The following is a 20,901-nucleotide window of genomic DNA, read 5'->3' on the forward strand; positions in this document are numbered from 1 at the left end:
TGAAGTGGGCAGAAGATTGGGGAGGTGACCTTTCGGTCACCTCCCCAATCTTAGGGCGCGCTCGATCCTGCCGGGATCACTCCTCGGTGGATTCCTCCGTGGCGCCGTCGGTTGCGCCGTCAGTTGCGCCCTCAGTCGGCGTGGTCAACTGAGACACTGCCTTGCCCGTGGATTCGTCATACAACGCTGGGTCGAGTCCGCACTGCTTGAGCTCCATGGTGACCTTCTTGGTTAGGCGGGACTTGCCGGCGTCGTGCGCCTGGGAGACGGTGCCCACTACGATCTCGTTGGTCTTGGACTCCTGCTGGAGGTCGGACACCTCCGCGCACAGGTGGAAGACGCTTCCGCCCGCGGTCCAGAAGACCTCGTCCTTGCCCAGCAAAGCGACGACGAGAGCCTGCTCATCCGAGTACTTCTCTACCGATGGCGCATCAGTGGTGACTCCCGTGAACAAAGAACCACCAAACAGCGCGATCGCGATCGCACCCGCGATGCCCTTCTGCTTGGCGTCGAGGTTCTTGTTCATGAAGAGCAGCACGATCATCGGGATGAACGCGATCGAGGAGACGATCGCGCCGAGCTGGTTCTGCACAAAGAACTTGACCTTGTCCTTTTCGGAGGCGGGGTCAAGGATGTTCGCCTTCTTCCACAGGATGTTTCCTGGGATCACGAGCGCACCGGACAGCACGAACATGCCGATGAGAAGCCAGAAGTTCACTGGTTCCTGACGCAGTACCCAGAACGCAACAAAGAGAGTCACGCACAGCGCGAGGATCCACAGCGTCCAGGTGATCAGGCGGAAGTTCTTAGCCTTGGCCTTCGCTTCAGGCGAGGCCTGCCAGACTGGCGCGTTCGATGGTGCATCGGAGGTGTTACGTGCGGTGCTCGTCGTCTTTGACGAAGGTGTGGAAGGCGCGGCTACGACCTTCTTCTTGGTCTTGCGGGGTTCAGACACTTTGGTCCTTTCATCGGGGCGTTCGAAAAGCAGTATAGCCGCGAGGACGCACCAATTACATGGCTAGAACTGGCGTGTTTCCGCAGTTCAGCCACACCACCTAGAGCCAGTTCTTGCGCTTGAACACGGCGTAGAGGCCCAGGCAGAGCCCTGCCATGAGTGCGAGGGAGAGCGGGTAGCCGAATCGCCAGCCCAGCTCGGGCATGTTGTGGAAGTTCATGCCGTAGATTCCTGCCACCAGAGTGGGCACCACGAGGATTGCGGCCCAGGCCGAAATCTTCTTCATGTCCTCGTTCTGCTTTTGGCCAATAAGAGCGGCATTGACCTGCAGGATCGATGCGAGTTGGTCCTGCAGCTCACGTGCGCGATCTGCGCTGCGCTGGATCTTGCGCTGGAGGTGTCGGAACGCGAGCTGGAGCGCCTCGTCGAGCGTGTCCTCCATTTCCACCTCACCAGCGAGGTCCTCGAGCGAGTCCGCCAGAGGGATCACGGCCCGCTGCAGTTCGAGCACCTCACGGCTCAACCGATAGATGTGCTCCGGCGCGCCCATGTCTCCGCCAAACACTTGGAGCTCGATTTCGTCGACGTCCGTGGTCAGTTCCTCGGCAACGTTCAGGTAGTCCACGGCGATCCGATCCAGCACATGAAGGTACGCGGATCGGGTCCCGTAGTGCAATATGTCCGGCGTGGCCGCCGCGAACAGTCCGTCTGCCGTGGATGCGCCCTCGTGGAGGACCACAAGGAAGTTGGTGGTGAGGACCAGATGCATCGTGGACAGTGAGATCCGCTCCTCCTCGTCGGAGTAGCTGGCTGGGCGAACCACCGTGACGCTCGTGTCGCCCAGTTTGTCCACGCGTGGGCGTGGACTGGGCGCCGTCACGTCCCGCTTGAGTGCCTCGGGCAGGGAGAGTTCAGCTAAAAGTTCGCCTGCGTGTCCTATTTCATGTGCGTCAGCAACGACCACGTAGGAGTCGCTGGAAGCTGCTATATCGTCGAAAATCTGTGCCAGGGGAGCGCTGGCGCGTTCCTGCGCGCGCACCTTCTGTCCGTCCCGATAGGACGCCACTGAGATGATCGGCCCACCATTTTGGCTCACGTTGTGTCCCTTGATTATCGACGATTGACCTCGCGCCAGCGGCACGCACGTGCCGCTGTGGTCAGCGTAACGCACGGTCCGCGGCCCGGCCTTGCGCAATGTGAGCGGGGGACAGGTGCGAAGATGGTGGCATGGCACCAACCGAAGCGCACGAAACCGAACCCATCGCCCTCTCGACCGTTGACATGTGGACGGACGGCGCCTGCAAGGGCAACCCCGGCGTGGGCGGGTGGGGTGCATGGCTGAAGGCCGGAGGCCACGAAAAGGAGCTGTTCGGGGGCGAGCTGCAGACCACCAATAACCGGATGGAACTCACCGCTGTTATCGAAGGCCTCAGGGCGCTCAAGCGACCCTGCACGGTCAACCTGCACGTGGACTCCACCTACGTGATGAACGGAATCACCAAGTGGATCCACGGCTGGAAGCGCAACAACTGGCGCACGGCAGACAAGAAACCGGTCAAGAACGCCGAGCTGTGGCAGGAACTCGAAAGCCAGGTAGCTCGCCACATCGTCAAGTGGACCTGGGTCAAGGGGCACGCGGGAGATCCGGGGAACGAGAAGGCGGACGAACTCGCCAACCGCGGAGTGAATCAGGTGCGAGCAACCGCACAGGGCTAAGAACAGCGCAAAGATCAGCCAAAGCGATAGCCTTGATACGTGATTGAGACTAAGACGCCCGCAGACATTGAAAAGATGCGTGAGGTCGGCCGCGTGGTCGCCACCGCGCTGGTCAAGATGGAAGAGGCCGCAGAGGTTGGAATGACCCTGCGCGACCTCGATGCGATTGGGGCGGGTGTCCTCAAGGACGCCGGCGCAACCTCGCCATTCCTGAACTACCACCCGGACTGGGCTCCAACCCCATTCCCGGGCAGCATCTGCGCATCTGTCAACGACGTGATCGTCCATGGCATCCCCAACGACACCGTGATCGCTGACGGCGACGTGGTCTCGATCGACTTTGGTGGCGTGCTGAACGGCTGGTGCGGCGACTCCGCTCGCACCTTCATCGTGGGCAACGCGCGTCCAGAGGACGAGCTGCTGGTTGAGGTTACCCGCCAGTCCCTGTTTGCGGGCATCGAAGCCGCGCAGGTTGGCAACACCATCGGCGACATTGGCTACGCGGTGAACTCGTTTGCTAAGAAGCACAAGTTCGGCAACCTCAAGGATCACGGCGGCCACGGCATCGGAACCGAGATGCACATGGACCCGTTCATCCCGAACGTGGGCAAGAAGGGCAAGGGCCTCAAGTTGTTCCCTGGCCTCGTCCTTGCGATCGAGCCAATGTTTATTGCCGGTGGACGCAGCGACTACCGCCACGACGACGACGGCTGGACCATCCGCTCCGCCAAGGGTGGACGCGCAGCCCACTGGGAGCACACCATCGCCATCACTGAGGCCGGCCCACAGATTCTTACGCTTCCTTGAGCCGTTCGATGAACTCCAATACAAACGACAGAATCATCTGGATCGACTGTGAGATGACCGGTCTCGACTATGAGCGCGACGCGCTTGTCGAGATCGCGGCGGTGGTCACCGACGGCGAACTTAACGTGCTCGGCGAGGGTGTGGACATCGTCATCAAGCCTCCTGCCGAGGCGCTGGCCAACATGGGCTCTTACGTCACCTCCATGCACACCAATTCCGGCCTGATCAACGAGTTCGACGGGGGAGTGAGCCTCGAGGAGGCGCAGGACCTCGTCCTCGCCTACCTGCGCAAGCACATTCCCGTAGCGGGGAAAGCCCCGCTCGCGGGAAACTCTGTGGCCACCGATAAAGCATTCCTCGAGCGCGACATGAAGAAACTCGTGGACTTCATGCACTATCGCATCATCGACGTCTCTTCCATCAAGGAACTGGCGCGCCGGTGGTATCCGCGGATCTACTTTGCGTCCCCCGAAAAGCACGGCGGTCACAGGGCGCTCGCGGACATCCTCGAGTCCATCGACGAGCTGCGCTATTACCGTGCGGCGATGTTCGTGGACCAGCCCGGCCCCGACACCGCGAGCGCGCGCGAAAAGGCAGCCCAGGTGGCAGATTCCTCGGTTTCCGGGACCATCTCTGTGCCGGAATCCTGGAGAGTTCCAGCCGAATAATCGAGGCGTGTTGTGGATCACGCCCTGTCGGTTTTTTATTCGCAGGTCGCACCGGGTATGCTTTTACATGTCGCCGCGAGAGTGGGGACAAAGTTTAGAGTGAAAGCCGCGGTTTCCGTCGGTTTTGACACTAAGCATGGTGGGTATAGCTCAGTTGGTTAGAGCGCTGGTTTGTGGTACCGGAGGTCGCGGGTTCGAATCCCGTTACTCACCCCAATAAAAGAGCATGTCAGAGGCTCACAATACGGTAGAGGTAATCGGTGGTAACCAGAGATGGTAACCAAGAACCGGTTACCTCTAGTCGTATTACGTGAAAACAGGTGACCTCATGGCCTCCGCAAGCATCCAAGAACGGTTCAACAAAACCGAGCAAGTCATGCGCTACCGCGTCGCATACCGGCGCGAAGGATCACGCAAAGTCGAAACCACACCCTGGCTCGCCCACCTCGAAGACGCACTCCTTGTACAGGAGACAATCAAGAAACGCGGCGTAGATGTCGCGCTGCGCCTCCTCGACCTCCAAACCAATACGCGCGGAGTGCCGACGCTGACCGAGTGGCTCCCAAGCCACCTCGAGCGCAGAGCCACAAAAACCACGCCTGGCACACTCGCTGAGTACAAGCGCATGGCCGCGCGAACCTTCCTCATCCGCCTTGGCGAAATACCCATGGATCAAATCACAGGCGATGACGTAATCGGATGGATCGCATGGCAGATGAAGCAGACCACCGAACGCTGGCAGAAGAAAGCCATCACAGCCGCAAAGAACGGCACTGAGAGGCCAAAGGAAGAGTTCTACTTACCCAAGTCCATCAAGAACGCCCACGGCCTCCTATCGTCCATGCTGTCTACCGCACAAGCCGCAGGCCACATCAACCGCAACGTAGCGAAAGGCGTTGACCTCCCCAAGGTTGAAGTCCAAGAAGAGAAAGACATCTTCACACGCGACGAATGGCTCAGCTTCTTCGCCGCCATGCAAGACCACTACAAGCCCTTCATCGCTTTCATTCTTCTCACCGGTGCGCGAATGGGGGAAGCCACCGCAGTGCGCGTGCGTGACTTCAACCTGAAAACAGAATCAGTGAGCATCCGGCAAGCTTGGAAGAAAGCAGAAGTTGGCGTGGAGTTGGGTTCGCCCAAATCTTCGCGCTCGCGCCGCACGATCCTCCTAGGTTCTGCAATCCACGACTTTGCGCCACTCCTAGAAGGGAAAGCCGCGGATGATCTCGTGTTCACTGCGATTCGTGGCGGGCAGATCCACGCTCAGCGGTTCCGCGAGAGGCAGTGGCAGGCTGCCGTCGTGAAGTCGAAGATCTCGAAGGGCCTCACCCCGCACTCGTTGCGGCACACGTTCGCTTCGTGGGCGCTCATGGAAGGAGTGCCCGCGCAGGTGGTGCAAATGCGTCTAGGGCACGAAAGCCTAGCCACCACATCAAAGGTGTACGCCCACCTACTGCTGTCCGAGCAGGCTCAAGCTGTGGAGTCGATTGGGTGGAGGATGCCTGTTAGTGCCACTCCTCAGATTGGTTCTTAACCTTCTGGGGTTAAGCGTGTTTGGGTGCCGCTAGATTGTGCGGTTTTGGGTGTGGTCTGGCCTTAACGCTCTAGGGTTAAGAACTGCTTCTTAACCTTTTGGGGTTGATTTCTGCACTGAAATCATGGTTTGACCTGTGCTTTCACAGTACCACTGGGCGATCTCTTGCGCATGCTTCTCAATCGCCCTCTGCATGGCCGCGCGCTCGGGCCAATACTGCTTTATCTCGATCGGATAGGTCGAGTAGCTGACGTATACGCCGGTGGTGATGTCTTGGATATCCACAAATGCACTGTAAGCCGCCCGTCTGACATGCCTGGCCGGTACCGTCGAGCATGTGGACATGTACGAGTACATCGCCTGGGCTGGAACACTCGAAGGTGAACTACGAGACGCTGCGACAGCCGTGTTCTGGGCTACCGACTGGCCTTGGTACGAACGCATCCAAACCGAGGGCTGGGATGGCATACACGCTTCACCAGAATGACTCCCGCGGCGTCTCCTCGGGCGGCAAGATCTCTAGGTCTTCCTCCGGTAGCCACATCCACGCGCGCTGACACCAGCCGCGCGACGGATACACGAGAACGTACCCTTGATGCCGCTGGAACGCGCGTCCTGTAGTGATGTCCTCACCATGATCACGCCAGACGATACGAGCTCGTACCCACAACATCTCCGGGAAGATCTCAGTCTCCGCGTCGATATCCACCTCGATAGTGTTCAACGCTACATCCGTATGAAACTCAAACACTCGTTCCTGCACGAGTCGAGTGTAGGCCGATTTTGCAATGTCAGTGGTGACACATAGTGTGTGGTTGCTGATATTTCTTACCAGGTAGGGTTTTGCTTGGTACTGTTGTACTACAGAAGTAATCCACAGGGTGTGGATAAAGTTATGCACAGGATGGAGGTGGAACCATGGAGATGAAGGTAAGCAAGAACCTAGAGATTGATGCTATTAAGAGTTACATCTTGGCCCTTGATGCGAAGCGGGAGGACAGTGACGTCACCCCAATGAAACTGCAGAAACTCCTCTACTTCGCCCAGGCAAACTACTTAGCATCCACAGGTTTTAGGTTATTCGACGAGACGACCTACGCGTTCGCTCACGGGCCTGTCTACCGGCCCGTGATTGCAGAGCACGCGGGCGCACAGATAATCGTTGTCGAAAACCCAGAAGCCGCTGTTGCGCCGCCGACGCTTCCAGCCGATGTTACTCAGTTCATCGACGAAGTCTGGACGAAGTACGGTAAGTACTCTGCAGCGCAACTCCGAAGCATCAGCCACAGCGGTCACTCGTCTACTGAAACCCCGTGGGAGAAGAACTTCCAAGGCGGTTTTTACGACATCATCCCAGACTCAGATATCGCACCGTATTTCCGCAATGAGGCACCCGTGGAGTTCAGAGTGTTTCATCCAGAAATCTCCGTCCTGGAAGGATCCTTTATGGATTCTCTTGAAGAGTTCGATCAGGCTGAAGTCCAGCGTGCCAGAGCGTTCCTACTCGGGCAGGGCGCTTGAACATCACCCCTTTGGCAGAACACCACGATCGTGAAACGTTTGACTGTGGCGAGCCAGAAATCACGGACTGGTTCCGCAATCATGCATGGGATCAGCGTAGTAATGTGAGCTCCCAGGTTTGGGAGGGCTTGGACTATATTTCTGGCTACTACTCTCTGAAATCCATCGTCGTGAACGCGGATGGGTACTCTTCGTCTGTTTCGAGGAAGTTCAATGAGGACGGTGCGGGAGTGGCGATTCTGCTATGTAAGCTCGGGGTTCATCTGAAGGAGCAAGGTAATGGCAGGGGGAGGGCGCTGCTCTTGAAGTCGATACGCTCAGCGCTTGATGCGCATGAGCTTTCTCCCGTAAACCTGCTATCCGTTGATGCCCTTGACGAAAAGCGAGCGCAGTTCTACGAAAAGGCCGGCTTTGTGCGGACCAAGGACAGGCCTCTGCGTCTGTACATGTCCGTGAAGCTCGCTCAACAGATCGTCGCAGCATAGAAACAACAGAAACGCCCCCACCCTCATTTGAGGGTGGGGGCGTTGTCGTTATCCGACGGTGTCGCACCGATCGAGCTGGGTCTTTAGTCCCAGTGCGGCTCGTTGCCGGTATTCTCCACGGGTTAAATGGACGCGCAGGCGGGTGAATGCCCATTTTCCTTCTTGAGTTCGATCGTTAACCAGTGAAAACTCGTTTGGAGTGTCCCGGTTCACTTCCTCCTGAACTGGTTCCACTACTTCTCTAACATGATCCAGCCCGCAGGAAATGTCGAGACGACTGTATGGGTTATTGCCGTGATGCAAACGGCCACGATGAGAAGCGAAGAAGCGTTCCATCCCATGACCGCCTTCTTCACCTTGAAGTTGAAATGCCGAAATGGCCCCCACCCAGATGCAGGGAGGGGGCCATTTGGTTTAGTCGTCTTCTTGGGTCCAGCGCTCCGCCTTGTGTGACGGGAAGGAATCCCAGTACTTGCGGCAGTTCTCCTCACACTGGGCTGCATGTCCGGGATAGGTGTACTCGGAACCGCATTCCCGGCATTCGTAGCTAGGCATCGGCGTGCCGTGGCGCTTCAGCAGGTGACTGGGCGCCGTCGCGGAATGCGATCGAGGTGAGTAGCGAGACGAGGCCGGCGAGGCCGGCCACTCCTGCTGCTTGTGCGAAATCCACGTCAATGAGGGAGGTCGTCCCCGCGGTGAGGACGGCGACAGCGGACTGTGCCGTGGTTGCGATGACGCGGTCGGCAGTATCAACCCAAAAGGCTTTGTTTGCGTACTTGCTCATGGCTATGCTCCTAGTGCTTTCGCCCACGACTTCGGGCCGAAGTAGCCGTCCACTACAAGCTTGTGCTTCTTCTGGAAAGCCTTCACCGCCTTCTGCGTGGTGGGGCCGTTGGACTTGTCGATACCGGCCTTGCCGATGTACTGGCCGTCAGCAAGGAGGAGTCCCTGCATGCGGCCCACGTAGGCGCCGGTGTCGCCGGGCTTGATGACTGGAAGCTTGTCTGCCATTTTCTGGATCTCCGTCTTCGAGGTGGATGGTTTCGACGTCGAGGACGTCTTGGCGTAGGCGGGTCGTCCGTAGCCGACAATCCACGACTTGCGACGCTTGCGTGCGACCACGCGACCATTGCGCTGATCACCGAATACCGTGCCCGAGGTGTTGAACTCGAGGGTGTTCGCCGAACCGTCGGAGTTCACGGACTCGACGATGCCGACGTGTGAAATGCGGTTGGGCTGGCCGGGGAAGTCGAAGTACACGATGTCTCCGCGCTTCACTCCCGCGACACCGACGTGCCAGCGTCCGCGGTCCTTAAACCAATTGGCTCCGGACGGCGTGTACGCGTGGAGGGGGATGATGTCGAGGGCTCCGGCCTGAGCCGCGCGCCAGGACACTCCCATCGCACAGAACTGTGCGTGCGCATACCCCTTGAGACCGGTCTTGTTCTCGTACCACAGGCCGTACTTTGAAGCGCCGGGATAGAAGTTGCCGAGCTCTGCGGCAGCGGCCTTGATGACTGCGTTAGCGGTTGCGGTCACTGGATGTCGTCCTCTCCGTTAGGGTCCGGGAACTCGTCTGGCGGAAACTCGGTGGGTGGGAGGTCGGCGTGGGTTGGGTCGTCTGTGGCCCACGCTTCGGGTGTCGTAGACATGCGGTGCCCCTTTCTGGGCATAGAAAATGCACCCCGGAAGGTGCTTGTGTTGCGTGTGGTCAAGGCAGTTGTGCGATGACTTTGACTACGGTGATAGTGACGCCCGCGAGCGATCCAAGGCCGACCAATGTCGAGACGCCGAAGCCAGCGACGACCCACGGTGATGTCTTCACCGGTGCCTGCTCTGTGCGCAAGGCCGTGATGTCGTCCGTGTGGGTTTGCTTGATCGCTTTGATGTCCCGCTCGATCGCGCTGGTGCGGATCTCGTAGGCGTCTTTTTGCACGTAGGTTGCGGACAGGGCGTCGATCTTGTGCTCGAGCTTCGTTTGCCCTTCCTCAATCCGGGTGAGGGTGCGCACCATTTCGGCTTGGGTGTAGTCCTCACTCATGGAGCCTCCACGGGTGGCTTGAGTGCTTGGACTGCTTCGATGATTGCCGTGTCGGTGACGCGGGTGGTGGAGACCGTGTTGTTGCGGTCCACGCGCACTAGAGCGTTGATGTTCGGGTCCAGTGCGACCTTGCGGCGCACCTCGCTCGTGTAGTCGACCCCTTCCTGCCAGCACGCCATTTCGACGCGAAAAGCGAACGCCTCGCAGCCTTCCGCTGCACGCATCGCGCGAAGAAGGCTTGATTCCACGAATGGTGGGACCAAGCCTTCTTCGTCGGGAGCCAGCGGGTCAGGGATTGGCACCTCGGGTGCCGGTGCTTCTTCTTCTGCCATGATGGCTCCTTATTTTTTGTACGTGATGCGGAGCTTCGACTTCGACCATGTGAGGTAGCCGTAGTAGGTGCTGCTGGTGGATGATCCGGGTGGCAGGATGCTGATGCCCCTGTATGTGCCGGATTTGAAGCCTGCGTGCATGCTGGATGGGAGGGTGATCCACCGGCCTTCTGGCTTCTTGAGTGCCTGGCGTTTCGCGTCGTTCAGGTTTGACGACCAGGTCGTGGGTTTCGAGGTGTGGGAGTGTCCGCCAATGCAGAGGGTTCCTCCGGAGGAGGACGCCCAGTGTGCGGCGTACACGTACACTTCGACCTTCACGATGTCCGCTCCCGACAGGGTGCCGGTCACGGATGGGAAGCCGATGAGGCCTCGTTGCACGCCTCCTGATGGCCAGTACGAGGTGTACCCTTGTGTGGCTTTCGCGCCGGCGTCACTGTTTTGGGTGTTGTCGCCCTTGTAGCCTTGCCCCCACGACGCGTTCACCGTGGTGGTGTACTCCTTTTTCGCGGGTGCCGGGGGAGTCGGAGGCGTTGGGTCCACGGTCCCTTGGCGCGACAGATTCACGGATACACCCTGATTTGCGGGTGCCCGCATGCCCATGTCTGTCACGGCGAGCTCGTACCGGTTTTGGTCCGAGGTTGTCTGTGATTGCATGGTGCGGCCTGAGTACGCGTACACGGTGATGCCCAGGTTGATTTGTCCGGCGGGGATGTCTTCTGGGCATCGGACGGTGGTTACGACGGACGCCATGGTGTCTGATCCGCCGCGTGGGAAGTACGCGCGGGTTCCTCGGATGATCGAGCCGGTCACGTTGAGGGGCGTGGTCCCGGTCGAGTAGTAGAGGATGCAGGCACCTACGTTTCCGCCGGTCCCGAGTGTTCCGGTTTCCCGGAAGGAGGGCGTGCGGTAGGCGATCTGGTAGATGCGCCCGGCTTTTGCTTCGAAGGAGCCTTGAAGTTTCTGCCGGAAATGCGATTCGCCGTTGATGCCGTCGTAGGTTTCCGCGGTCGTGCCGTTTTCGTGCCACGCGTTCAGGATTTGCCCGTGTGGCATGGCGGTAAGCCAAGCGTTGCCGTCTTGCACGCCGGGGTGTTCGTTCACGTAGTCGGTGAAGGTTTTCCCGAGGAGGTCGCGCCCGTTGATGACGGGTCCGTAGTCTCCTGATCCGTGCTCGGCGATGGGGTCACCACCGATGATGAGCACGCCGTCTACGCGGGCTTCTCCTGCGACTGCGAGGGTTTCGAATGCTGAGCCGCCGGTGTCGTCGATGGATGCGACGGGTTCACCGGTGCTGTCCTTCAGGGTGAGGAATTGGCTTCCCGTGGCTGTCAGACTTACGGACTCGTTACCCTCTGTGTCGTAGAGGCGGACACCCTGGCCACCGATCCGCACTGCGGGGACTCCCGGTGTGTGGTCGGATTCCAGGACGCCGAAGGCGATCTTGTCCGCGGTGATAGCACCATTCACGATCAACTCACCCGGCGTCATACGGTAGACGCGGATGTTTTTCACTTTCGCGTATTGCGCATTCGCTCCGTTTAGTCCGACCAGCCAGGCCGAGGTGTTCGGAAAGGAACTGATGTCTGGGACTGTCAGCACCGCACTGAACTCGGTGGGGACCTCCGTTAAGGTGAGCCCTACTTGATTACTCGAGATGTTTCCCGCAGACGACGTTGAGGAGGGGTAGCACCACATATTGACTTGGACATACCCGCTGCCTGGCGTTGTCGTCATGCCGGTGAACTGGACTCGGATTTGCTCGCCCGGCTTGAAGGGAATCGGGCCGCGCCGATTCCTGAACATCAAGTAGCCCCGTTGTGAAGCCGGCTCGTTGGTGATCCATTCGCCGTCTGTCGCGGTTGTGAACTCTGTAGGGTAGACGACTCCGATTCCCTGCGCCGGAACGTGTTCCGCGAAATTCTCGAAGTCTCCGACGTTGAGTTTCGCAACCGTGATCGCGCCGGCCGCTACCTTGTCCGCGGTGATGGCGTTCGCCTTGATGTGGCCTGCCTCGACCGCCAAAGCAGCGATCTTGGCCGACGTCACGGCTTCCGCCACGAGCTTCGCCGTGGTCACCGAGTTCGCAGCAAGTTTCTCCGCCGTGATCGACTCAGCCGCGATACGCGCCGCATTCAATGTGCCCGCGTTAATCTTGACCGCGTCCAAGTCCGCGATCTTGGCATTCGTGATCGTAGCGTTTGCGATCTTCGCACCAGACACGGCAAGATCTGCGATCTTCGCCGTAGTAATCGACGCATCAGCGAGGATTCCCGACGCCGCAGTGATCGTGCCCGCGACCATATTCGCCGCGGTCACCGTGCCACCCGCAATATGCGTGCCCGTGATCGTGGCCGCCTGAATACGCGCCGCAGCCAAGAAACCCGCAGTGATCGCGCCGGCATTCAGATTCGTAATCACCGCGTCAGTCAGGGTTTGAGAGACCCATCCACTACCGGAATGGATCCACAACCCGACGATCTGGCTACCGGAGTATTTCCACCACTGATCTCCCGTGGAGCCGCCGCCGATGGGGTCGGTGGTGGCGCGGGTGACCTTGCTCTTCCCGTCGGCCGTGGTTTGCGCAGCGTTGGCCGCCGTTTGTGCGGCCGTCGCGGCAGACTGTGCCGCGGAGGCTGCCGACTGAGCAAGGCCCGCCTTCGCGTCCGCGTCCGCTGCTGCCTGTGCCGCCGCAGTAAGGCGCGAGTCCGTGATGACCGTCCACGCGCTACCCGTCCACTGGGACAACTGCCCGTTGCCGGTGTTCAGCCACGAGTTGTTAACGTTGCGGTCATCACCGGTCGGGGCAGTCGTTGAACGAATCAACCGACCCGTCTTACCCGACAGTGCGAGCAAATCTGCGGCCGCCGCGTTAGCGGACGCCTGCGCCGAGTTCGCCGCCGACTGCGCGTTATCTGCCGCGGTCTGGGCGCCAGTGATTGCGTTCTTCACTGGCGTGGCCAGCGCTGCGTCCGTAACTGCGCCAGGAGCGAGTTTCGTCGCGTCCACCGCAGCGTTAGCGAGCTTCGCACCCGTGATCGCGTTCGCGGCGATCTTGGATGAAAGCACGGCCCCATCAAGGAGTTTGTCAGCCGTGATCGCATCGACCGCAATCTTTGCCGCGGTGATCGCAGACGACGCGATAGTCACGGAAGTAACAGCGCCATCCTTGATATTCGCCGAAGCGATAACCTTACCGATCATGTCGGTATCGACCAGGGGCGTGACCACGATCGAGCGCTCAGCACCCCACGGCCCCGCAACACCCGCATACGAGACGGCACGCAACCGAATGTAACGGGTTGAGTTGTACGGCTGATCGGAGATCAGTATTTGCCCGCCGGCGCCGGGGATGGTGTTCACAACCGCGTTCGCGTTCGGGGCGCCAGACAGTGCGACTTGCACATACTCGACGCGCGAGGGGATCTCGGAGCCGGTGTTTGTGAGGCCGTCGAATCCGACCGTGATCACACCGAGGCGCGCAGAGAGAACAGGCGCGGAAGGTGCAGGAGGGGCCGTCTGATCGATCCGGTCCGCATTCGCATCACGGAAAGCCTGACGCTCCGTCAACGTCGTCGAATCCGACGTACCGACCGGCTCGGTGATCTTCACAACCACCGTCGCAGGTGGCGGGGTAGTGCCCGGCACCATCGTCAACGTCAGATGCTGATCGTAGGTTGCCGCGCTACCCGAGTCTTCCTTGCGCGTGATGATGCACCGCGAGGATGCACCCGTGACAGGGTCCGTGAACGTGACCAGAGAGCCGAGGCGTCGTGCCGCGTCCGGAACCACCCGCAAGCCATCAAGTTGTGCGCGCGGAGTGGCGGACTGCAACGCCAGCCACCCCAGGAGTTCCTTGGCTTTCGCCTCAGTGCCGGCATACAAGCCCAGATCGAGCGAGACCGTGTTGCGGGCCGTCTCCTCAGTGTTGCCAGACTCGAGCGTGACAGGTGCGCCGGGGCGGACCGTCTTGTTGGCACGCACGATCAACGACTGATAGCCGAAGTCCGCGACATACAGTTTCTGGGCGGCGTTCGACTTCAGGGTGATCTTGACACGCGACGCCGACAGAAGAGTGGACGTGACCGTGAGCACCGATGCTGGGGGAGCATCCCCACCATCAGGTGAGAACGCGGCATTCCAGCGCGAGTACTGCTCGGCAGGCACGGTTGTGTCTTGCGCTTGTCGCCATGGTGCAAGGCTGTCTGCGGCGCCCTCGAAGTCTTGCTCGAGGACCACCGTCGCACCAGGCTCAATCTCGATGACCTTCTGCGATTCCCAGATCGTCAACGAGTTGTCAGTGACCGTGGTGGTGACGAATGGCGTGTACGTGACCGTCTGGCGGTCCGCGACGTTCTCATCCGAGTACGACCACGCCACGTCGTCGACAGAGTCCAGCGACAGGATCGACTCGACCGGCGTCCCGACCCCGCGCATCGTGGCGGCATTGCGGTACACAATGGTCCCGGTCTCACTCATCCACGCCGCACCGAGCGTCTTCTCCGCAACATCCTGGATGGCTTCCCACCCAGTGGTGGCGTCGAAAAGAAGTGCGGGGACCATAATCCCGGACGCCTGCACGTCATGAGGGACGCCAGCCTTCTCGCAGATCCTTACGATCGCCTGCGACGCATCCACCGGCGCCGCAGGCAACAGGGTGGGCATACGCATAGGCTCCATGAGCGCGCGCATGTCGTCTTGCACGCTAAAAGACTTCTCAATGGTGAGAGCAGAGCCGCCCACATCCGCCGAGATCATCGTCGCGATACGAGAAAACGCCCGGTCCGAATCGGACCGAGCGTTTATCTGGACTGCTTCACCAACACGTATGAGAGGCGACTTCCACGGCGTACCGTCATCAAGCAGAGTGACCGTGCCACCACCCACGCCTACACCCGCGGTGCTCCACGGGCCGGCACCGCTAATCTCACGCGACACCGACCACGACACCACATCACCTGGCGCCCCAACGACCTGGGACTCGGGCAGATAGACCTTCTCGTGAGCCAACTAGCCCACCTCCATTACAGTGCACGTGAAGTCGCTGCGGTGATCACCTGCCATCACGCGCTGCAACACTTCTTGAAGAGCCATTACTTGAATTGGGGCGACCCCATCACCGGGCATAAACCCCGTGTGAGCGCCCTCGGTCAGGCGGACCTGCCCGATACCTGCCGTGAGGGTCAAGGTCATGTATGCGGCGGTCGCCGGGGTCGTAAACAATGCCGAGACGCGAACGCCCGAAGCACCCGCGGCCAGAACTACCGATGCGAGCTCGACGCCCGCCTCCGTGTAAATCTTGCGCGTCACAGACCCGCTGCCCGACGTCAACGCCGAGACCATGTACGCGGTGGACGGCTTGATGGGAATCTTGCGAGAGACCCCCACCTCACGGTCACCAGCCGCCAGCACGCGGCGGCGGCCAGTAACCCCGGACCCGCAGTTCTGCAGGGCAGGTGGAGCGAGATTCTCGACCGCGGCTTTTGCCGTGTACAGGTAGATCGGTCCGGGCACGCTACCTGACGCGAGCTCAGCGAGCCAGGCCAGTTCCTCGGGACGATCCCAGGTGAAGGACAACGTCCAGTCACGGTGGATCCGCTTCCCGCCTTGCGTGAAGCGATTCTCACCGAGCGTCATCCACTGGTTCGTGGTTTGGGTGGCGTTGACACTTACGCCTGGTTCAGGGGCGGGGGCCGGGCGGAGTTCACCGACCGGCCCCATCAGAGCGAACGTCATAGACGGACCCCCCTTTGCTTGGCGACTTGCTGCGCCATCCCCACCCACGTCGCCATGACCTGGCGGTCCATGACGAGGTTTGAAATGATCTGCTGCGGGTTTGCCGCGATAGCGGATGCCACGGCTGCGCCGAGGCGGTTGTAGTCGATTCCCGCATAGGCGGTAGGTGGGTTGATGTTCTTGCCTGCGTTCATTGCGCGGAGCAGAGCAGAGTTTGACGGCTTCTGTGCTTCACGGGCACGGACCACGAACTCGCCGTTGGAGAGCATCGTGGGGATGGAATCTGATGTTTGGGTTCCTGGACCAAATACGAAACCGCCGAAGGCTTTCTTGGCAGGAGTGATCGAGACCATCTTGCCGGTCTTGGCGTCGTACTTGATGTCGAAGGGCTTCCCCCAAGCGTCAAGGAGTTTGTCCGTCTGCGTCGCCAGGGCCTTCTCGTTCGCGGCAATCTGCTTCTCAAGAGTCGCAACCGTCTTCTCACCTGCGGCGAGACCTCCAGCTATGAAGGTTCCGTCGTCTGTGGTGAAGTTCCGAGTCGCATGCTGTCCGGACTGCTGCGAATACTTGTCGATCGACGAGTAAGCCTGGTTGAGTTCAGCGACTTGGTCCCTCGACAGAGAGTTCGCGATCATCAGGCCGTCATCGACGCCATACCCTGCGATCTCCTGCAAGACCGTGGACGACAGTCCCCAGTCAGCGAGCTTCTTCAAAGCACTCGCGAAGGTGCGAAGCTTCTCAGAATATGCCCGAGCGTTGGTGACCATGTCCGCGCCGGTCACGCCGCGCTTCTGCGTGCGTAACCCGCCTACGAACTCCTCTTCAGTGATCGAATCACCAAGAGAGAACCCGCCAGCAAGACCCGACTTCACCGAATTGGAAACCGACGCCATCTCGGAGACGTGCTGTTGGGCCTTACCCAGCTTGCCTTCGAGCAGGGCGGCTTCCTTGTAGAGCTTCTCGAATTCCTTGCGTGCAGAAGCCGAAGCCTTAGCCATCGCTTCCTGTTGCTTCTTCGTGAGCCCAGGAAGCTTGGAAGCAGCCTTTACTTGATCTACTAGGTTGTACGCGCCCGAGAGTCCACCAGTGCCCTGATTCATCAGGGAGTTGGAGGTCTCGACCTGGCCTGTCTTCTCGTTGTACGTGAAGGATTTCTCCGCCACGCCAGATGTCAGGTCGGTGCGTGTGGCCTTGAGGTCCGCGATCTCTTTCTTTAGTTGATCGCGTTCCTTCTCATAGGCTTTTAGCTTTGCTTGAGCGCGCTTCAGATCAGCCTTCGCTGAATCCAGACGTGCTTTTGCGGCCTTCTTTGCGCTCTTGCCACTAGCGTTCTGGTACGCCTTCTCGGCGTCCTTGACCGTCTTTTCCCACGCCTTGACGGTTCGGCCCCAGGAACTGACCTTGCCTTTCGCGGTGTTGTACGACTTAGTTTTGTCATCGATACGACCACCCGAAGCAAGACCGGCCAGATGCCGTACTCGCGGGTCGTCGCGGTTGATCATGTCGAGGAATCCGTCGTACTTATCCGACGACTTGTCATTGATGACCCACTCGCGGTCGTTCACCCACGCCGTAGGCCTGCCCGACTTATCCATGCCAAGAATCTGGTCAGTGCCAAGACCTGTGCGCGGCAGGCGCCCACCACCAGCGAGGGCCGGCATGGAGACGCGGCCGCCGTCGGCCTTATACGCTGGGCCGTTCTTGGTCGTCCGGTACGTCACCTCGTTCGTGTACTGGTTCGTTGTAATGGTGACGGTTTTACCGTTAGGCAGGTTGACGATCTGGTTGTGAATGCCAGAGATTGCGGCGGACGCATCGCTGACCTCTGCCTTGATCTTTGCGGTCGTTTCCTTGGGGATCAGCCCCAACTGGTCAGCGAGTTTCTTCGCGGCCGAGGTAGACATGCCAGCGTTCTCAGCGGCTGCAATGTAGGCCTTACGGACCTTGGACATCTTCTTCTCAAGCTCTTCTTGAGAAGCACCCTGCTCCCGTGCGGAGTCGACCATCGCCAGACCAGACGACGCAATACTGTCGAGAGCGGCTTGATTCTCTCGACCTTTCGCAGTGGAAATGTCGAGGTTCTTACCGTTCTTTGCGATCGCGTCGCTAGCAGAGTCAATCGCTGCTTCGAAACCGCGGTTTGCGTCACGCAGACTGAGTACCCCGTTTGCGAGATCCAGAAGTTCCTGGTGTGCCCGGTCCGCGGCGTCAGCTTGCGCTTGAAGGTCGACCACCATCTGCTGGGTGGAAGACACCGCGCCGTCGGTAGCGACCATGACTTCGCCAGTTGCTCCGGCGAGTTGGCTCATCATGAGCTTGTAAAGCGATGCGTTGTCTGTTGCACCACCGGTTTCGTTCGCTATCCCGATCAGGGAATCGCGGAGACCCGGCATTTGCTCGAGGAGTTTTATACCTGACGCTTCAGTGCCATCGAGTTCCATGTTGAGGGACTCGAACGCCTTGGCGACTTCCGGCAGGCTGGTGGCGGTGGCCGAAGCCATCGCTTCGTCGAATGCGCGGAAGTTATCTACCGCAACCTGTAGACCGTCACGCGAGCCGTCACCCAGAGTTGCGTGCCGCATGTTTCGCCAGAAGTCGGCAAAATGATCGCCAGCATTCTTGGCACGGCTGAGTCCATCTATGAACCCGTCAAAGTCCATCTCGAAGCCGTCTTCGAAGACGCTGTCTTTGAAGATCGTGTCCGTCGCGTAGGCGCCCTCTCCGAGTTGTCGGATGCTCGTGTTGAGTTCGTTGACGCTCTGCGTCGGCGCTCCACCGTCATACGAGAGTGCAGCGATGACAGCCATGATTGCCGGTGCCGCCAGAACGGAGGCGGTACCGATGCCCTTGATTGCGGAGGCAAGTTTCGGTGATTGGAGCGTGAGTTGCTTGAATGCGGTGTAACTGTCGGCAACAGAGCCAGCCAACTTCAGAGCTCCACCTGCAGCAAGCGCTGTGACAGATGCGATGCCGCCGAGCGCGGTGACCGTCGCTTTGACAGGCTCAGGAAGGTTTGCGAACCAACCGGCCAAGTCGGCCACGCCATCTGCAACCTCTGCGACTATTGGCAGAACGTACTGACCAACTTCGATTGCGCCGTCTTTGACGGCATTCCAGGCCATCGCGACTTTTGCTTCGGTGGTCTCGTATCGCTTGGCGGCTTCTTCTGCGAGCGCTGAGTTTTGCTCCCAGGCGGTTGCGCCGAGGTTGAGGGAGTCGGTGAGGAGGTTTCCGGAGTTTGCGAGTGCGAGCATGACTTGGGTTTCCTCGGTGCCCTTGATGCCCATTTTTTTCATGGTGTCGGTGACGTTTCCGCCTGCCGTGTTGACGTTGTGGATGCCCTTGGCGATGAGGTCTAGGGCTTCCATTGGGGCGGTGCGGAACTTGGTGGCGAACTCGTCGGCGGAGAGTCCTGCGGTGCGTGCGAATGCTTCGAGTGACTTGCCGCCGGTGTCGACCGCGGAGCGCATTTTGAGGAGGACGCGGGAGGTGACGCCGCCACCGAGTTCGGCATTGATGCCCATAGATGCGAGTGTGTTGGCGACGGCGAGGACGTCTGCTTCGGTGGCGTTGAGGGTCTTTCCTGCGCCAGCGATGCGTTGTGCCAGTGCGAGAATGTCGGCCTCGGTGGATGCTCCGTCGTTTCCGAGGGCGACGAGGGTGGATCCGAATCGTTCGACGCCGGCAGTGCCGTCTCGGGCCATGGTTCCCATGACGTTGGAGATCTGTGCGATCTGGGTTGCGGCTTCATCGGAGGTGAGGTTGGTGGTTTCTCCGAGGTCGACCATGGTGCGGGTGAAGCCGAGGATGTCTTTGGTTGCGACGCCCAGTGCACCTGCGGACTCTGCGACACCTGCGATTTCTTCGTGGGTTGAGGGGAGTACCTTAGTGAGTCCGCGCAGGCCTGTTTCGAGGGAGGCCATTTCTTTCTCGGTGCCGTTGACGGTTTTGGTTACGCCAGCCCACGCTGATTCCCAAGACATGGCGCCCTTGGTCATCAGGCCGAGGGTTGCGACACCTACGGTTCCGACTCTTGTAAGGGAAGACCCAACGGCGTCGATTTCTGTGCGGTTCTCCTTGAAGAAGGCTGCGCCCTTTTTCCACGCGGACTGTTGCTTGAGTGCCGATTCTGCTTGTGCCAGGTTTGCGCGGGTTAGCCCTTCTTGGGCTGCCTTGAGTTCTTGCGAAGCTTTCCAGTGACCGCGCTTTGCTTCCATTACTTCTTGTTCGGCCTTGGCGAGCTGCGTGGCAGAGGCCTTGCCGGAGTTTTGTGCCTTCTGGAGGGCTTGCTCTGCTGCGGCAACCTGGGATGCGGCGGTCTTCTGCTTGGCGGCCGCGACCGCCACGTTCTTTGCGGCGAGTTCTGAGTTTGCGGCGAGCTTCTCAGTGACCTTCGCGGCGGCGTCGAGTTCCTTTTTGTATTGGGATACTTCAGCCTCTAGCTTGAGTTTGATAGACCGGTCAGCCATTGAACACCTCCGAATGGCATGGAAGAATCAGGGCATGACTGAAACAGCCCCTGAAATGGAAGAAGCCCCAGTTGAGGGGCATGAAAAGGCCAAACCTGGTACGACGTTGTTCTCGTTTGCCGGGTTCGCTTTTTGGGGAATCATCATCGGTGTCGTGGTTGGGACGATCATTTATGGGAGCGATCGGCCGGAAGGGACTCCGATCGCTGCGCTATCAGTAGTGGCGCCGATGATCGTTGCGATCATTCAGCGCACCACCAGCGACAAGGAAGTCACTTGGTATAAGCGGGAGGCCCGCATTGCTGGTCTGATCGCCGGTTTCGTTGCGACGTTTATTTACGTCTAGTCGGCGAGGTCCGCGTATTCGGGGTTTTCTCGGATGTCGAAGACCTGCCATTGAGCGCCGGGCTCTGGGTCTTTGATCTTGGCTTGGGCGCGGGCGATTGCCGCGTCTGCTTGGTTGACGACTTGTTTTGCGACAAGCCATCCTTCCGATTGCGGGTCCCAGACCTTTTCGATGGGGATTCCCATGTAGTAGCCGGCTTCATAGGCGCCAAGGCCCATCGCTAGAGCACGGTCACGCGTGGACCAGCTTTCGAGGAAAGCTGTGGGCCGCACACCCCAATCGCGGGCGGCCTTC

20 protein-coding genes and 1 tRNA gene are annotated in these 20,901 nt (G+C 59.7%); 9 read left to right on the forward strand and 12 right to left on the reverse strand.

Translation table 11 applies throughout. From position 1 onward, the window contains the following. Positions 1-76 precede the first annotated feature (76 nt). Together HGSM_RS09135 and HGSM_RS09140 are read right to left on the reverse strand one after the other, a co-directional pair. Positions 77-955: a hypothetical protein gene (locus HGSM_RS09135; RefSeq protein ID WP_019148446.1), complete on the reverse strand. Its 879-nt coding sequence runs from the start codon at positions 953-955 to the stop codon at positions 77-79. A gap of 100 nt (positions 956-1,055) precedes the next feature. Further along, positions 1,056-2,051, reverse strand: a complete 996-nt coding sequence (locus tag HGSM_RS09140; RefSeq protein WP_019148447.1) for a magnesium and cobalt transport protein CorA — start codon at positions 2,049-2,051, stop codon at positions 1,056-1,058. Positions 2,052-2,182: 131 nt separating this feature from the next. Between HGSM_RS09140 and rnhA the strand changes: the two genes are divergently transcribed. The 5 genes from rnhA (at position 2,183) to HGSM_RS09165 (ending at position 5,680) form a co-directional block, all read left to right on the forward strand. Beyond that, complete coding sequence (gene rnhA / locus HGSM_RS09145; protein WP_019148448.1) at positions 2,183-2,671, forward strand: ribonuclease HI; 489 nt, start codon at positions 2,183-2,185, stop codon at positions 2,669-2,671. A 39-nt stretch (positions 2,672-2,710) separates the two neighbouring features. Next, complete coding sequence (gene map, locus HGSM_RS09150) at positions 2,711-3,478, forward strand: type I methionyl aminopeptidase (RefSeq protein ID WP_019148449.1); 768 nt, start codon at positions 2,711-2,713, stop codon at positions 3,476-3,478. 8 nt (positions 3,479-3,486) lie between these two features. Continuing rightward, the gene (gene orn / locus HGSM_RS09155; RefSeq protein ID WP_019148450.1) at positions 3,487-4,146 is read left to right on the forward strand and encodes an oligoribonuclease; all 660 of its coding nucleotides are present in this window, start codon (positions 3,487-3,489) and stop codon (positions 4,144-4,146) included. A 139-nt stretch (positions 4,147-4,285) separates the two neighbouring features. Further along, a tRNA-His gene (locus HGSM_RS09160) sits at positions 4,286-4,362 on the forward strand. A gap of 112 nt (positions 4,363-4,474) precedes the next feature. Beyond that, the gene (locus HGSM_RS09165; RefSeq protein ID WP_019148451.1) at positions 4,475-5,680 is read left to right on the forward strand and encodes a tyrosine-type recombinase/integrase; all 1,206 of its coding nucleotides are present in this window, start codon (positions 4,475-4,477) and stop codon (positions 5,678-5,680) included. A 90-nt stretch (positions 5,681-5,770) separates the two neighbouring features. Here HGSM_RS09165 and HGSM_RS09170 read toward each other — a convergent pair whose 3' ends face one another. Further along, positions 5,771-5,965, reverse strand: a complete 195-nt coding sequence (locus HGSM_RS09170) for a hypothetical protein (RefSeq protein WP_019148452.1) — start codon at positions 5,963-5,965, stop codon at positions 5,771-5,773. Positions 5,966-6,023: 58 nt separating this feature from the next. Between HGSM_RS09170 and HGSM_RS14405 the strand changes: the two genes are divergently transcribed. Next, positions 6,024-6,167 carry a hypothetical protein gene (locus tag HGSM_RS14405; RefSeq protein WP_154646298.1) on the forward strand — a complete coding sequence of 48 codons (144 nt, stop codon included), beginning with the start codon at positions 6,024-6,026 and terminating at the stop codon, positions 6,165-6,167. Here the strand turns inward: HGSM_RS14405 and HGSM_RS09175 are convergent. Beyond that, positions 6,156-6,443, reverse strand: coding sequence for a hypothetical protein (locus tag HGSM_RS09175; RefSeq protein WP_154646299.1), 288 nt, complete (start codon positions 6,441-6,443; stop codon positions 6,156-6,158). The two genes, HGSM_RS14405 and HGSM_RS09175, sit on opposite strands and share 12 nt — an antisense overlap. A gap of 155 nt (positions 6,444-6,598) precedes the next feature. On the opposite strand from HGSM_RS09175, the gene HGSM_RS09180 reads away from it, so the two are divergent. Together HGSM_RS09180 and HGSM_RS09185 are read left to right on the forward strand one after the other, a co-directional pair. After that, positions 6,599-7,201, forward strand: a complete 603-nt coding sequence (locus HGSM_RS09180; RefSeq protein ID WP_019148454.1) for a Panacea domain-containing protein — start codon at positions 6,599-6,601, stop codon at positions 7,199-7,201. Positions 7,202-7,305: 104 nt separating this feature from the next. Next, the gene (locus HGSM_RS09185; protein WP_154646300.1) at positions 7,306-7,686 is read left to right on the forward strand and encodes a GNAT family N-acetyltransferase; all 381 of its coding nucleotides are present in this window, start codon (positions 7,306-7,308) and stop codon (positions 7,684-7,686) included. 547 nt (positions 7,687-8,233) lie between these two features. Here HGSM_RS09185 and HGSM_RS09190 read toward each other — a convergent pair. The 7 genes from HGSM_RS09190 to HGSM_RS09220 all read right to left on the reverse strand — a co-directional run bounded on the left by HGSM_RS09190 (position 8,234) and on the right by HGSM_RS09220 (position 20,261). Then, entirely contained in the window at positions 8,234-8,470 is a 237-nt protein-coding gene (locus HGSM_RS09190) for a holin (protein WP_019148456.1), read from the reverse strand. Between the two features lie 2 nt (positions 8,471-8,472). Further along, the gene (locus HGSM_RS13780; protein WP_019148457.1) at positions 8,473-9,225 is read right to left on the reverse strand and encodes a CHAP domain-containing protein; all 753 of its coding nucleotides are present in this window, start codon (positions 9,223-9,225) and stop codon (positions 8,473-8,475) included. Between the two features lie 172 nt (positions 9,226-9,397). Next, positions 9,398-9,727 (reverse strand): hypothetical protein, encoded by a 330-nt coding sequence (locus HGSM_RS09200; RefSeq protein WP_019148459.1) that lies wholly within the window; start codon positions 9,725-9,727, stop codon positions 9,398-9,400. Beyond that, positions 9,724-10,059: a hypothetical protein gene (locus HGSM_RS09205; protein ID WP_019148460.1), complete on the reverse strand. Its 336-nt coding sequence runs from the start codon at positions 10,057-10,059 to the stop codon at positions 9,724-9,726. Before HGSM_RS09205 ends, HGSM_RS09200 begins: the two co-directional genes overlap by 4 nt. A 9-nt stretch (positions 10,060-10,068) precedes the next feature. Continuing rightward, positions 10,069-15,066 carry a phage tail protein gene (locus HGSM_RS09210; RefSeq protein ID WP_019148461.1) on the reverse strand — a complete coding sequence of 1,666 codons (4,998 nt, stop codon included), beginning with the start codon at positions 15,064-15,066 and terminating at the stop codon, positions 10,069-10,071. After that, entirely contained in the window at positions 15,067-15,792 is a 726-nt protein-coding gene (locus HGSM_RS09215; RefSeq protein ID WP_019148462.1) for a hypothetical protein, read from the reverse strand. After that, the gene (locus HGSM_RS09220; protein ID WP_019148463.1) at positions 15,789-20,261 is read right to left on the reverse strand and encodes a phage tail tape measure protein; all 4,473 of its coding nucleotides are present in this window, start codon (positions 20,259-20,261) and stop codon (positions 15,789-15,791) included. Before HGSM_RS09220 ends, HGSM_RS09215 begins: the two co-directional genes overlap by 4 nt. A 34-nt stretch (positions 20,262-20,295) precedes the next feature. Here HGSM_RS09220 and HGSM_RS09225 point away from each other — a divergent pair, with 34 nt between their 5' ends. After that, on the forward strand, positions 20,296-20,607 hold the full coding sequence (locus HGSM_RS09225) for a hypothetical protein (RefSeq protein WP_154646301.1): 312 nt from the start codon (positions 20,296-20,298) through the stop codon (positions 20,605-20,607). On the opposite strand, the gene HGSM_RS09230 is transcribed toward HGSM_RS09225, so the two are convergent. Further along, the gene (locus HGSM_RS09230; protein WP_154646302.1) at positions 20,604-20,879 is read right to left on the reverse strand and encodes a hypothetical protein; all 276 of its coding nucleotides are present in this window, start codon (positions 20,877-20,879) and stop codon (positions 20,604-20,606) included. The two genes, HGSM_RS09225 and HGSM_RS09230, sit on opposite strands and share 4 nt — an antisense overlap. Positions 20,880-20,901 lie beyond the last annotated feature (22 nt).

Origin of the sequence: Timonella senegalensis JC301 (genome assembly GCF_000312125.1) — a bacterium.
Taxonomy (GTDB): Bacteria; Actinomycetota; Actinomycetes; order Actinomycetales; family Cellulomonadaceae; genus Timonella; species Timonella senegalensis.